Origin of the sequence: Flagellimonas sp. S3867, assembly GCF_014698935.1 — a bacterium.
Taxonomy (GTDB): domain Bacteria; phylum Bacteroidota; class Bacteroidia; order Flavobacteriales; family Flavobacteriaceae; genus Flagellimonas.
This window is the reverse complement of record NZ_JACVMN010000001.1, coordinates 1,026,570-1,039,296: the sequence shown is the minus strand read 5'-3', so window position 1 is coordinate 1,039,296 and position 12,727 is coordinate 1,026,570. Positions and strand designations below refer to the sequence as shown.

Here is a 12,727-nt window from a genome sequence, read left to right as displayed (position 1 = left end):
CTCCTAGTCCAAAAACCTAGAATTAGCAAACTTTTCGATGAAATACACTGATTTGTAGGCTTTTACCTTCAGGGTATTAACTAATGGTGCGTTGAGTTTTGATAATGTTCTTGGATTAAATTTCTTCCAAAATCACCATTAAAATCCCGCCAAACCGAATGGATGTGATTGGCGTTGTTTTGAGTGTTGTCAAACTCAATCAAGAAAGTTTTGCCTTGAATCCGATAGTAGTGAGGCTTTCCTGCGGAAGTGGCTCCAGCCCACCCAAAATAAATATTGGAAGATTGTTCGTTCTTTACTTTTTCCATTCGTTTTTTAGCCAAATCTGAGGGCATTGCAGAAATATATTCATAAATCAGTTTCCAGAGTGCCTCTTGTTGGTTTTGATTTAGAGCATCCATGCTTATGCCAGCAGTTTTCATGGGCTTTACCGAGGATTCAACAAAAGTTACAATCTCTCTAAAAGCTGCTTGACGAAAAATGGCTTTGTTTTTTTGATTTGAATCGAAAGAATTTATCAATTCGAGTCCCAAATCTTCTTCTTGCGCCAAAACACGTTGACCTTTTCGCTTGCCAGACAGAATTCTGGCTGGTGATGCACCCATAAACCTTGGCGCAAAAGAAACTTGATCTCCAATAAAAGTAAAATTGAGAGAAAGGTGATGCCCTTCAAAGGACCAGCCCCAAATAGCATCACTTTTTGGGTCTCCGTGGAAAGCGATATGGTATTTTTCAGAATCCCGCATGCTGGCATTGCCCTCAAGTTCCAAGAGTACATCCTCCAATGCAATAATTTTCATCGCCTTCTCATAGCCAGATTGGCTAAGGTGAGTTTTAAGCATGATTTGGAAAAACTCCTTTTGAGATGCACTAAGTTCCGCCAGTGAGACACCACTTTTATCAAGCATGGAAGCGGGAAAAAAATGCCAAGATTCCCTGGAATCATCATTAAAAGATAGCACAGATTTGTTCCGCTGATCTTGGCTTAAAGAATTCAAGAAATTAGTTGTTGAATTTTGTCCAAGGGCCATATAGCCCACAAAACCAAAAATTAAGATTGCTCTTAGTGTTTTGTTCATAATATAGCTTTCAGTAAAGATACTGGAAACGATATGGACAATTGATCGACATTTTGTGATGCCTTGTTCTGATAAAAAGATAGGGGCATTTTATGCCCCTATCTTGTATTGAAAGTTTATTGTCTTCCTTGTACTTCTCCGCTAGAGCCGCTTAGATCTCCTCTAAACACCCAAAGTTCTTGAGTATCTCCATTAGTAGAATTTTCAAAATCGGTTAGAAAATTCATAAAAGTTCCAGGTCCATGCACTTCTTCGAACCATTGTGGGAACTTATCTTCTTTACCCATCCACGCTGATTTATCAAAAAAGTCAACCCATACCATATCTTGACCATCCATATTGCTCAACTCATTAAAATATACACCCCATTGATGATCTGGGTCTTTGGCTTTGAACACGTCGTACACTTGATCTAAAACGGTCATAAACTGCCGCTGCTTAAAACGTTTCATATCCAACATAAATATGGAAAGGTTTTTTAGTTGAAAATCTTTAGTGAAATTGGAGTGTTTTAAATCGTTTTTCCAAAATGTTGTTTCCATTGTTGATTTAGCGTATGGAGCAACATTTGTATTCCAATCGGCGGCATGTGCCGGATCTGGATTATTGGCCTCATCCATGGCGGACCATGAGGTGGGACCCATGCTCCAGATGTATTTGCCTGAATTTTTTCCACTGGAAATCCAGAATACACTGACAGAAGAGGCTCCTTCGGCATGATATTTTTTGTTGTGAGCCGCCAGACCGGCTTCAAACTCCGAAATCTTAGAGGAGTGTGCGGTAAGCATTACATTCATGAACATAGGGCCTTGTTGGGCCTCTTGTGCGGGAAGTAAAAATGGAACCAGCAATAGTGCAAACAATAGTTTTTTCAGTTTTGTTGAATTAGTTGTTTTCATAAGGTTTAGAATTAAAGGTTGATATTAATTGAATTAGTCTACAATTTTGGTAATCGTCAACTTGCTCAAATTCGAACAGCATAAATCAACCTACAAGAGTGCAAGTAATGTTCTAAAAGGGGAAACAAACTAGGAAAGTAGGGGGGTGGGAAAATGTCAAAATCCTAGTAAACTAATATAATAAAAAACTGGTAATGAATGGGTTAAATGGGCTGTGAATTCATTCTTATCCATTCAAAAAGTAGGATTCATAGATGGTTTCCTACAATATGCTGTTAATTTATATGCAATTCCAATAATTTACAGATCGTCCGAAAACAAAAATCCCAAAGCCGAAGATTCGAACTTTGGGATTACCAACCTAAAACAAAAACTACTCAAACGTAAAATTGCTTGCAACTTTTTCTGAAACCCTAAAATAACCGTAGGGCGTATTGTCAGGATTGTCGACATTAATACAATTGCCAACCAATGCAACTGGAGTGGCACTAAATGGATTTCCTGCACTCTCAAACTGTTCTACCAAAAGCCGCAGATAGTTATGATAATCTTCGGAAATGCCCAATAAAATGATATCTACGGTGTCACCGGGTTCAAATTCTTTGATATTGTCTTGGTCATCCTCCAATTTCTCATAATAAAAGGTCACCTCATTACCATCTACAAATTCATCTTTGATATAAAAAAGTTCGGGTAATCGGTCATTTCTACTTTGAAACCGAAGGAAATAATAGTTTTCAATGTCAGCGGGATCCTGGAAAGAGACATTAACTTCCAGGGCCTCATCATCTTCACCATCTTCCCTGGATTGGGTTATGGATGAAAATTCACTTACAGGAAGCATTGTTTCAGTAGCGGTGTATTGTTCGTCCTCATATTGTATTTCTAAAGTATATGAGTTTCCCATAACAGGAATGAACGAAGATGTGATATAGCTCCCATCATTTTGATCTTGAAAGGTGAAAACTGCTCCACTATCATTATTTCGAACTTGGACTGTTGCTCCAGTTACCGCTGTATTATTTTGACTTTCAAAAAAAGGGGTGGAAGTGCTCAACAAAATGGTCTGGTCATTTCCGGTGGTTCCCTTTTCCCAGTCCAAAGAAGCTTCAATGGTAAGTCGTATGGGGCCTTCGGGAACGTCAACCTCGATGACATCGGTGCACGATGTAATACCAACTAACAAAGCGCTTAAAAGTATTCTATAAATAAATTTCATCGTGTTAGAATTTAAAATTATATGTGATTGATGGGACTATTCCGAAGATTGCGGTTCGAGTTGCTTCGTTGGCTCCTGTTTCAAAATTTTGACCAAATGAAATGCTGGCAGCATTTTTTCGATTCAGCACATTGTAAATACCAAAGACCCATTCTCCCTTCCACTTTTTATCCGGTCTTTTATTGGGCTTATAAGTTGCCGAAACGTCCAATCTGTGGTAAGCGGGCAATCTATCCGCATTACGCTCCGAATAGGATGCAATGGAGATACCTTCATATTGGTACTGGCCATTAGGATAGGTCACGGGCCTACCGGTCTGGAAAATAGCATTGGCACCAAAACTCCACTTTTCATTGAATTGATAAGCTCCCGTAATGGAAATATCGTGAGTTCTATCATGCGGGGTGTTATACCAATCCCCATTGTTGATTCCTGGACCACCAGCATTACCACCAAATGTTCTTTGTTCCGATTTTGATAAGGTATATGAAATCCAGCCGGTCAAGGGGCCTTCATTTTTTCTGAACAGTAGTTCCAAGCCGTAAGCCCTGGATTCACCGTTTAAAATTTCCCTTTCTATGGTATTATTTCCAATTAGGTCAGAGCCATCAATGTAATCAATGCGATTGTCTACCGTTTTATAATACGCCTCCACTTCCATCGAATACATTTTATCCTTGAAGTTTCTAAAGTATCCGATAGCATACTGATCAGACAATTGGGGTTTGATGTACTTTCCACTTGGTGTCCAAACATCCAAAGGGGTAACAGAAGAGGTGTTGGACAACAAATGAATGTATTGTGCGGCTCTGGAATACCCAAATTTTACCGACGAATAATCATTGAGTTGATAGGCCAAAGACACCCGCGGTTCAAAATTGCTGAAGGTTTCTATACTCTCATTTTTCTTATAAACGGTTTCGCCAATAGGATCGGTTCTTTGGTAAAATCGTAACGTAGGGTTGTAGGTCAGGGGCTGGTCATTTGCATATTCAGATAGTGGTTGTCCGCCCATTCTGTTGAAATGGCTGAACCGTAGACCATATTGCGCGGTCAATCTATCGGTTAATTTATGTTCTGCATTGATATATGCAGCACTTTCCAGTGCACGTTTCTGATCTAACTGGAGCTCATTTATTGAAGAATTTGGTCCAGTAGGTTTAATCTGCCCAGGATCAAACTCATATTTAATAGTGCTTATCCCGAAATCGAGTTTAAAAGCATCGCTGAAATAATATTTCAGATCATATTTGGCATTGTAATTTTTGATGGAGGAAATCCAATCAAACTCAAAATCCTCTATGCCCAGTTCATAATCGTATTTGCTATAAATAAGGGAAAGATTAGAGAACAGTCGATCGTTAAAAATGTGATTCCATCTTAAATTTCCAGAAGCATTTCCATAACTGCTACTGAACGAACCATCAAAATCAAAAACATCCCGTCCAAAGTAACCGGAAAGAAACAGCTTGTTTTTATCATTTAGTTGGTAATTGGTCTTAAGGTTGAGGTCATAAAAACTGACGCTGTTCTTTTCTCCAGCTAATTTTAAGAACAGGTGCGCATAGGATCCCCTACCAGCAACAAGAAACGAACCTCGGTCGTTGAACATGGGGCCTTCGGCAGCCAACCTGCTAGAAATTACTCCTATACCGCCTGTTAAAGCAAAATTTTTGCTGTTCCCATCCTTCTGTCTAACATCCAAAACAGATGAAACCCGTCCGCCAAACTTGGCAGGAATACCACCTTTATAGAGCTTTAGGTCTTTTACGGCATCTGCGTTAAAAACTGAGAAAAAACCGAGCATATGTGAAGTATTGTAGATGATAGCTTCATCCAAGAGTACAAGGTTTTGGTCCACAGCACCACCCCGAACATGAAATCCACTTGATCCTTCACCATTGCTGGTAACCCCAGGTAAAATCTGAAGCGATTTTATAACATCCAGCTCACCCAAAACTACGGGCATCTGCTTTACTGTTTTGATATTTAGTTTGGAAACACTCATTTCAGGTTTTCGCAGTATGGCACGTTCAGGCTCTTCAGCGGTTACCTCTACCTCATTCAGTTGTGTTGATGACTCCGCAATTTCAATATCAATTTTTTGGTTTCGGTCTAACACCACCTGCATTGAAATTTCTTTATACCCTAAATGCGAAAAGACTAGCATATAGGATCCTTGAGGGGCGGTTATGGAATAGAAACCGTATTCATTGGTTATGGCCCCAATGGTAGTGCCCTTTAAAAATATGGATGTGCCAAAAAGCGTCTCCCCATTAATTTCATCTTTTACGTTACCACTGATTGTGTAATTGTTTTGTGCGTTTATCGTAAATGAACTTGCCAAAAGGCATAGCCCCATAAGTAAGCGAATAGGCCCAGGCCTTTTCTTTTTTTCCCTCATCCGTTTTTTGATTTAAGATTAGATTGAATCGTTTTTTGATCTATTCCACCTAAGGACATCTGAAAAAAATAAGGGTTGCACCAAAGCCGAAAGAAATCTGTTCTTGGTGCAGTTTTAACTTAAAATTTGGATTTGCTCACTGAACTTGTAGCTTAAAAATCATAAAAGTGTTGGTGTTCGTATTGGCAGAGGTGTCATTTAGCTAAGAATCTGAATAGGCAGGGAAAGTTTGGTTAAATTCATATCGAATTAAATGTAACGAAGCTTAAAATGAACAAATTATTCCTATTTGCAGCGGCAGCCATATTGTTGGTTTCCTGCAAGACCAAAAATTCAGAAAATGCCACTTCGGTTGATAAAAAAAACAAGATTCCTGTCTATGCGTGGATGGGAGGACCCGGTGAAGCTACGGATGCTGAATTAGCAGCTCAATTTGAAGATCTTAAGAAAAAAGGGGTGGATGGACTCATGTACAATGGAGGACACGACCCAGAAACGTATAAAAGGGTCGGTAAGTTTGTGAAAAATGCTGGAATGGAGTTCCATACCTGGATACCGACAATGGTACAAGGAGAGAATCCAAAACTTAAAAAAGAATGGTATGCCGTTAACAGAAATGGAGAATCTGCGTTTGAGAAGCCTGCCTATGTGCCATATTATAAATTTTTGTGCCCGAGCAAAGAAGGGACTTACAACTTTTTGGCTGAACTATATGGCGGTGTTGCAGAAGTAGAAGAGGTGGATGGAATACACTTGGATTACATTCGTTTCCCTGATGTTATTTTGGCCCGTGGATTATGGGACAAATATGGTTTGATAATGGACAAAGAATATGCACCTTACGACTACTGTTACTGCGATGATTGTACCTCCGATTTTAAGGAAAAGAGTGGAATTGATATCAAAGAAGTAGAAGATGCTACTCAAGTAGCTGAATGGAAGCAATTCAGATACGACCTTATTACCAATATGGTAAGCCGCCTAGCGGATGTAGTTCATGCTAAAGGAAAAACAATCAATGCAGCAGTTTTTCCTGGACCATCGATTTCCAAAAAGTTGGTACGCCAAGAGTGGAACAAATGGAATTTGGATGCGGTGTATCCCATGAATTACAACGATTTTTATTTGGAAGGACCTGAATGGGTGGGCGAAATTGTAAAGGAAGAAGTCGGAGCAGGCAAAGTAGGGGTGCCAATCTATAGTGGATTGTTCATTTGCCCCAAACCGGAAAAGAAAGGGAATGAGAAAGACCCTGAAAACCATGGATTGTTACCTGAAGAGATTGGTGAGGCTATCGCAGGCTCCATGAAAAATGGAGCAAAAGGGATTTGTCTTTTTACCCCAGGTAGAATGACAGATGCCCACTGGAAGGCTTTTGAAGAGGCCATCTACAAAGATTACAGCAACTAATAACCAGTACTTATATTTTTTGAAGTCCGGCTTTTCTAGAGAATTGCCGGACTTTTTATTTCCAATCAACAGTTCAGTCGTAAAAATCTACGGTTGGGTAACAGTTTTTGGTCAGATATACTGTTCGAGGGCATTTTTGCTTCATAAATAATTGAAAAACGAACAGTGATGAAAAAACTAATCCTTCTTATTTTAATCGGCAGTGTTGGGATTGCCTCAGCTCAAGACCGGTATTCCAAGGGTATGGAACAAGCCTTTCAACTTTGGAAAGACCAAAAACCCATGGAAGCAGCAAATCTTTTTGAGCGTATTGCCAAGGCGGAACCAGATAATTGGGTGCCGTATTATTATGTGGCTCAAATTAACACCCTATACTCATTTGGTGTAAAGGATTTGGAAAAACTATCCAAACAATTGGAAAAAGCCAAAGAGTTTTCAGATTTTGCTCAAGCTATTTCACCTGATAATCCCGAATTGTTGGTACAAGAGGCTATGATCAATACCGCATGGATTGCATTTGACGGTGCCACGTATGGAATGACCTTATCTGGCAAAAATGCCCAGCTGTATCAAAAGGCATTTGAAATTGCTCCTGAAAATCCGCGCGTGGTGTTTTCAAAAGCGGAATGGGATATGGGGTCGGCAAGATATTTTGGCAAGGATACCACGCCTTATTGCAAGGATGTTGAAAGAGCCTTAGAACTTTTTGCTAATTTTAGCAGCGATACCCCATTTTATCCTTCTTGGGGAAAAGACAGGGCTCAAATGGTCCTTAAGCAATGTGGTGAATGAAAAGATTCATAAGATATATTGGGAAATTGCTGTTTACAGCAATTGCAATTGGGCTTATAATAGCGATAATCTTTATAGGATTGGAAGCTTTAATGGGCAGGTCGGTATCTTTTGATAACGACCTTGTTCGTGAGGTAGGGTACTATATTTTTTATTCCATTGTACTCTCGTTGCTGAACGGAGTGTATTATGACTACTTAAACCATAAAGTTGTTTGGAAAAAATATGCTCGTTATAGGCTTGTCATAAGTGGTCTTGGGGGGATAATGATTACCATGCTCGGTATTTTCTGGATTCGGATTGTACTTCATGTTGGATTTGAGGGAAAAGATTGGGATGTATTCATAAGCGGAGAAAAACCAATCTATTATGTGGTCGCTTTACTGATTACCATTGTGATTTCAGTCTTTTTTCATGCAGTCCACTTTTACAAACACTGGCAAGAAAAGAAGGTAAAAGAGCAAAAAATTATCGCGGGAACGGCCTCTGCCCGGTTTGATGCCCTTAAAAATCAGCTCGACCCCCATTTTTTGTTCAACAGCCTTAATGTGCTTACCAGTTTGATAGAGGAAGATACCGACCAAGCACAGAAGTTTACAACATCACTTTCCAAAGTATACCGATATGTCCTTGAACAAAAGAACAAGGACTTGGTCACTGTGGATGAGGAGCTCAATTTTGCCCGAACTTATGTTCGGCTTTTAAAAATGCGATTCGAAGACAGCATTGTATTCGAAATACCTGAAAATTGCAGTGTTCCAGAAGCAAAAATAGTTCCATTATCGTTGCAATTACTTTTGGAAAATGCCGTAAAGCATAATGTGGTTACCGCTTCCAAACCTTTGCGTTTGAAGGTGACAGAAGAAGATGGGATGTTGGTGGTAAGCAATAACCTCCAAGAAAAACAGGTGGTCAAAAAGAGCAGTGGAGTAGGGCTACAAAACATTAGGCAACGTTATGATATTCTTACTGATAGGGCGATAGAAATATCTAAAACCAATTCCGAGTTCAGAGTGGCCATTCCCATGCTCACAGAACAGGTTTCAGTTATGGAAACCCAACAAAGCTATATTGAAGAAAAGCGGTTTTTGAAAGCAAAAGAAAGGGTGAAGAGCATAAAGGAGTTTTATTCCAATTTAATGGCGTATTGTATTGTAATTCCTTTTTTATGGTGGCTCAACTTTAGGACCACAGATTTTTTATGGGCCTTTTTCCCAACCTTAGGATGGGGATTTGGGGTTATTGCGCATGGTATGGAAGCCCATGGTTACAATCCACTTTGGGGCAAGCGATGGGAAGAACGAAAAATACAAGAATTGATGGATAAAGATGATTTTTAGTAGCTTCTAAATTTTAAGAAACAGTTCATCCGTCTAAAACAACGGTTCGCGAATCCATTTTTTTTCTACCCTTTATTTATATGGAATTTTGGGATGTAATTAAAAAGCATCTAAAAACAAAACATATGGAAACTCATAACGAATACAAATACCAAAGAGCCAAGGAACGAGTCAGAGAACTCAAATGCTTTTACACCAATGTAGTGGCATATTGTTTGGTAATCCCTTTTCTAGCTTATATCAACTATCAAACCACAAGTTTTATGTGGGTGATTTTCCCTGCTTTCGGATGGGGATTTGGAATAATTATCCATGGGATGAAGGCAACCGGATACAACCCTTTTTTAGGGAAAAACTGGGAAGAACGCAAAATTCAGGAGTTTATGAACCGCGATAAATTCTAATGAATACTTATATTTAATAATTACCAAAACCAACCAAAATGGAAGATTCTAAAAAGGAAAATAAATATATCAGAGCCAAGGAAAGAGTAGATGAATTAAAGAAATTTTATGCCAATTTATGGTCGTACATCATGGTGATATCAGCACTGGCATTGATCAATTATTTGACCAACGAGTTTCGTTATATGTGGTTTTTATGGGCTGCATTTGGATGGGGAATTGGACTAATATTTCATGCTGCGGCTACTTTCAATCTAAACCCATTTTTTGGGAAGAGTTGGGAGGAACGCAAAATCAAGGAACTAATGAATGAAGACGAGAAGACAAAAAAATGGAGGTAATTATGGAACATTTAGATAATGAAAAGTATAAAAGGGCAAAAAAAAGGGTCGAAGAAATGAAAGGATTTTATATCCATCTATCCATTTACATGATAATAAATACTGTCATCTTAGTAAATATTTATAGAAATACCGATGATTTTTGGCAGTGGCCCCACTTCGTAACCTTGGGAGCTTGGGGAATAGGATTGTTCTTTCACGCCTCCAAAACCTTTGGATTTAGTATGTTGTTCGGGAAAAACTGGGAAGAGCGACAGATTCAAAAATATATTGAAAAGGACAAAAAGGATATGGACAAGTTTAAGTAATGGAGAGGCAAGTAAAAATGGGAATAAGTTCATTTGATCAAGTATTATGAAAGATTTGGATAAGTACGAGCGCGCAAAGAAGAGGGTTAAAGAACTGAAAGGGTTTTATAACCACCTAAAAATATTTATCGTCATTAATGGGGCACTCTATCTCATAAAAAGTGGATGGCTGACTCCTTGGATGCCGGAAGGTTTTCCAACTGAATCGTATTACTTCGATTGGATTAACGGAAATGTTATCATATGGGGTTTGATAGTTATAATACATGGCTTGATTCTACAAAGACATAAATTACCATTTCTTAAAAATTGGGAGGAAAGGCAGATTAAAAAATTTATGGAAGAAGACCAGGAAGAGAGAGAAAGGTACAAATGAACAGTGCCTAACCACAAACACTATTTAGTTTTATCAATTAATCATAAATAAATGGATGTAATAATCATAGAAGATGAAAAACCGGCAGCAAGGAGATTAAATAGATTGCTGTCCGAATTCAATGTGTCAGTTTCCACGATGCTGCATTCGGTTGAAGAATCGATAGAGTGGTTTCAAAATAATCAACATCCAGATCTTATCTTCTTGGACATTCAATTATCGGATGGTCTTTCTTTTGAAATTTTTGATATGGTGGAAGTGAAAAGTGCGATAATTTTTACTACGGCTTATGACGAATATGCACTGCAGGCATTCAAGTTGAACAGCATAGATTATTTGCTAAAACCCATCGATGATGAAGAGCTTGAAACCGCCGTAAAAAAGTATCAAAATTTTAAGCCTGAAAACCAGAAATTGACGGTCGATTTTAACGACATAAAAAAGTTGCTGACCAACCCTTTGGAACGAGAGTTCAAAAAACGATTTACAGTAAAAGTCGGACAGCATTTAAAAATTGTAAATGCAGAGGAGGTCGAATGTTTTTACAGTGAAAACAAGGGCACTTATGCCGCTACTTTGGATGGTAGAAATTATTTGTTGGATACTACTTTGGAGCAGTTAGAGGAGGAGTTGTCCCCAGAAGTTTTCTTCCGGGTCAGTAGAAAGTTTTATGTGAACGTCAACCACATTAATGACATCATTTCCTATACAAATTCAAGGCTGCAAATCAAGTTAAACCGCTTCAATGAGCAAGAAATCATTGTAAGTAGAGAGCGTGTTAGAGACTTTAAGTTATGGTTAGAGTGATATTTATTAAAAAACTGAATATCAAGTTAATAAATTGATTAAAAAACAATTATAAATTTTTCTTATAGTGCCTTTTTCGACCAAAATCAAGGGAAATTAGTCCACTCTGTTGTCGTCAAAGGCTGAAGGTAACAATTTTGGAATCAACTTGATGAAAATAGGTAATAAAACAGCACCGCCGGGCAGCATAAATATAGCCAAAGAGGGAATGGATTTAAAAATATCAAGCAACTGATTTTGAACTTTTTTCCTTTCATCAGCATTCAAATCCTTGGTCGCCGACTTCGATAAAAGCGAAACCAATTCTTTACTTTCTGCAAGTTCTTTTTTTAATCTTTTACTGTTTCTCAGAATTAATTTACCCACATTTTTTGACATACCTTCGTAGAATTGAACGGCAACATTTTTGTCATTTAAATACCCGATTTTGGACTTGTTTTTTTCAAAGAAAAATTGAACAGAATCAACGGTGGATTTTACCTCTTTTTCAGTCTTGTCCAAATCAGTTCCCAGGCCCAAAATATAATCCCATTCTTTACGGTCCAATAGCTTGTCTTCCCATAATGTCAAACAGGCCATATCCATAAAATAATCTTTTTCACACTCTGTGAAATTTTGTTTCAACAAACTGCGATAGGTACCATCCAAATTTGTCTCTTCCAAATTCAAAAAAGTCAAAGACGACCCTAAAAGTTGTACAAGTTTGTCATCTTCTTTTTGGGTTTCCTTGGAATTTAATGCTTGATAAGCAATATTGATGGTTACATATTCCAAAAGTTGTGCATGTTCAATAACCGGCGCATGGGCTCGTAGATAAATTCTGAAAATCAATACATCGACATATAACAGTGAATTGGTTAGACTGTTGCCAAATGCTCGGTTAAAAGCGTTTCCGCCAAGGTAAATTCTTGAATCTATTAACTTTTCCAGCTGGGATTCGGTTTGACTTCCGGTCAATATTTTGTTCAAAAACGAAATCTTACTGACTTCCAGAGATTGGTAGTAGCTGAAAACAGTGTTTACAAAACGCTCAAAATCACTCTCCTGTTTTTCAAATTTGTATGTAAAATATAAGGAGGTGAGCAGATTGATTTTGGCGATTTCATCCTCTGTCAATTTGTGCTCTACGTTAATAAACTTGGGAATGTCTATATGGATCCCATAAACAAAACCGTTCCTTTTGAGTTCTTGGTAAAGGCTTTCAAAATCTGGGAAAGCTTCAGGCTCGTTTTTAACTAGATGTCCAAATTTGTTGATCCAGCCGGAAGCGGAAGGGTTCATTAGGTTAATGTTTACACATCAAAATAAAGCAAATTATAGGACTTTTCTGCCGACTTCCATAGTATTT

13 protein-coding genes are annotated in these 12,727 nt (G+C 38.3%); 8 read left to right on the top strand and 5 right to left on the bottom strand.

Annotation, left to right across the window (positions count from 1 at the left end):
* Positions 1-80: 80 nt before the first annotated feature.
* From IAG46_RS04690 to IAG46_RS04675, 4 genes are all read right to left on the bottom strand, one after another.
* A complete protein-coding gene (locus tag IAG46_RS04690; protein ID WP_190809156.1) occupies positions 81-1,079 on the bottom strand; it encodes a DUF3500 domain-containing protein in 999 nt (332 codons plus the stop codon).
* 116 nt (positions 1,080-1,195) lie between these two features.
* A complete protein-coding gene (locus IAG46_RS04685) occupies positions 1,196-1,978 on the bottom strand; it encodes a hypothetical protein (RefSeq protein WP_223826574.1) in 783 nt (260 codons plus the stop codon).
* A gap of 373 nt (positions 1,979-2,351) precedes the next feature.
* The gene (locus IAG46_RS04680) at positions 2,352-3,197 is read right to left on the bottom strand and encodes a DUF4249 domain-containing protein (protein ID WP_190809155.1); all 846 of its coding nucleotides are present in this window, start codon (positions 3,195-3,197) and stop codon (positions 2,352-2,354) included.
* 4 nt (positions 3,198-3,201) lie between these two features.
* Complete coding sequence (locus IAG46_RS04675; protein ID WP_190809750.1) at positions 3,202-5,559, bottom strand: TonB-dependent receptor; 2,358 nt, start codon at positions 5,557-5,559, stop codon at positions 3,202-3,204.
* A 312-nt stretch (positions 5,560-5,871) separates the two neighbouring features.
* On the opposite strand from IAG46_RS04675, the gene IAG46_RS04670 reads away from it, so the two are divergent.
* The 8 genes from IAG46_RS04670 (at position 5,872) to IAG46_RS04635 (ending at position 11,379) form a co-directional block, all read left to right on the top strand.
* Entirely contained in the window at positions 5,872-7,011 is a 1,140-nt protein-coding gene (locus IAG46_RS04670; protein ID WP_190809154.1) for a hypothetical protein, read from the top strand.
* 168 nt (positions 7,012-7,179) lie between these two features.
* Positions 7,180-7,803 (top strand): M48 family metallopeptidase, encoded by a 624-nt coding sequence (locus IAG46_RS04665; RefSeq protein ID WP_190809153.1) that lies wholly within the window; start codon positions 7,180-7,182, stop codon positions 7,801-7,803.
* Entirely contained in the window at positions 7,800-9,143 is a 1,344-nt protein-coding gene (locus tag IAG46_RS04660) for a 2TM domain-containing protein (protein ID WP_190809152.1), read from the top strand. Before IAG46_RS04665 ends, IAG46_RS04660 begins: the two co-directional genes overlap by 4 nt.
* 125 nt (positions 9,144-9,268) lie before the next feature.
* A complete protein-coding gene (locus IAG46_RS04655) occupies positions 9,269-9,547 on the top strand; it encodes a 2TM domain-containing protein (protein WP_190809151.1) in 279 nt (92 codons plus the stop codon).
* Between the two features lie 38 nt (positions 9,548-9,585).
* Entirely contained in the window at positions 9,586-9,888 is a 303-nt protein-coding gene (locus IAG46_RS04650; protein ID WP_190809150.1) for a 2TM domain-containing protein, read from the top strand.
* A 2-nt stretch (positions 9,889-9,890) separates the two neighbouring features.
* Positions 9,891-10,196 carry a 2TM domain-containing protein gene (locus IAG46_RS04645; RefSeq protein ID WP_190809149.1) on the top strand — a complete coding sequence of 102 codons (306 nt, stop codon included), beginning with the start codon at positions 9,891-9,893 and terminating at the stop codon, positions 10,194-10,196.
* 46 nt (positions 10,197-10,242) lie between these two features.
* Complete coding sequence (locus IAG46_RS04640; RefSeq protein WP_190809148.1) at positions 10,243-10,572, top strand: 2TM domain-containing protein; 330 nt, start codon at positions 10,243-10,245, stop codon at positions 10,570-10,572.
* 51 nt (positions 10,573-10,623) lie between these two features.
* Positions 10,624-11,379 (top strand): LytTR family DNA-binding domain-containing protein, encoded by a 756-nt coding sequence (locus tag IAG46_RS04635; RefSeq protein WP_190809147.1) that lies wholly within the window; start codon positions 10,624-10,626, stop codon positions 11,377-11,379.
* A gap of 96 nt (positions 11,380-11,475) precedes the next feature.
* Here the strand turns inward: IAG46_RS04635 and IAG46_RS04630 are convergent, their stop codons facing one another.
* The gene (locus IAG46_RS04630; RefSeq protein WP_190809146.1) at positions 11,476-12,660 is read right to left on the bottom strand and encodes an LETM1-related biofilm-associated protein; all 1,185 of its coding nucleotides are present in this window, start codon (positions 12,658-12,660) and stop codon (positions 11,476-11,478) included.
* Between the last annotated feature and the right edge of the window lie 67 nt (positions 12,661-12,727).

Excerpts from the sequence above, each read along its gene's own strand:
- IAG46_RS04645 (WP_190809149.1), top strand. The coding sequence starts at position 9,891 with ATGGAACATTTAGATAATGAAAAGTATAAAAGGGCAAAAAAAAGGGTC.
- IAG46_RS04650 (WP_190809150.1), top strand. The coding sequence starts at position 9,586 with ATGGAAGATTCTAAAAAGGAAAATAAATATATCAGAGCCAAGGAAAGA.
- IAG46_RS04635 (WP_190809147.1), top strand. The coding sequence starts at position 10,624 with ATGGATGTAATAATCATAGAAGATGAAAAACCGGCAGCAAGGAGATTA.
- IAG46_RS04675 (WP_190809750.1), bottom strand. The coding sequence starts at position 5,559 with ATGGGGCTATGCCTTTTGGCAAGTTCATTTACGATAAACGCACAAAAC.
- IAG46_RS04665 (WP_190809153.1), top strand. The coding sequence starts at position 7,180 with ATGAAAAAACTAATCCTTCTTATTTTAATCGGCAGTGTTGGGATTGCC.
- IAG46_RS04655 (WP_190809151.1), top strand. The coding sequence starts at position 9,269 with ATGGAAACTCATAACGAATACAAATACCAAAGAGCCAAGGAACGAGTC.
- IAG46_RS04670 (WP_190809154.1), top strand. The coding sequence starts at position 5,872 with ATGAACAAATTATTCCTATTTGCAGCGGCAGCCATATTGTTGGTTTCC.
- IAG46_RS04630 (WP_190809146.1), bottom strand. The coding sequence starts at position 12,660 with ATGAACCCTTCCGCTTCCGGCTGGATCAACAAATTTGGACATCTAGTT.
- IAG46_RS04640 (WP_190809148.1), top strand. The coding sequence starts at position 10,243 with ATGAAAGATTTGGATAAGTACGAGCGCGCAAAGAAGAGGGTTAAAGAA.
- IAG46_RS04690 (WP_190809156.1), bottom strand. The coding sequence starts at position 1,079 with ATGAACAAAACACTAAGAGCAATCTTAATTTTTGGTTTTGTGGGCTAT.
- IAG46_RS04660 (WP_190809152.1), top strand. The coding sequence starts at position 7,800 with ATGAAAAGATTCATAAGATATATTGGGAAATTGCTGTTTACAGCAATT.
- IAG46_RS04685 (WP_223826574.1), bottom strand. The coding sequence starts at position 1,978 with ATGAAAACAACTAATTCAACAAAACTGAAAAAACTATTGTTTGCACTA.
- IAG46_RS04680 (WP_190809155.1), bottom strand. The coding sequence starts at position 3,197 with ATGAAATTTATTTATAGAATACTTTTAAGCGCTTTGTTAGTTGGTATT.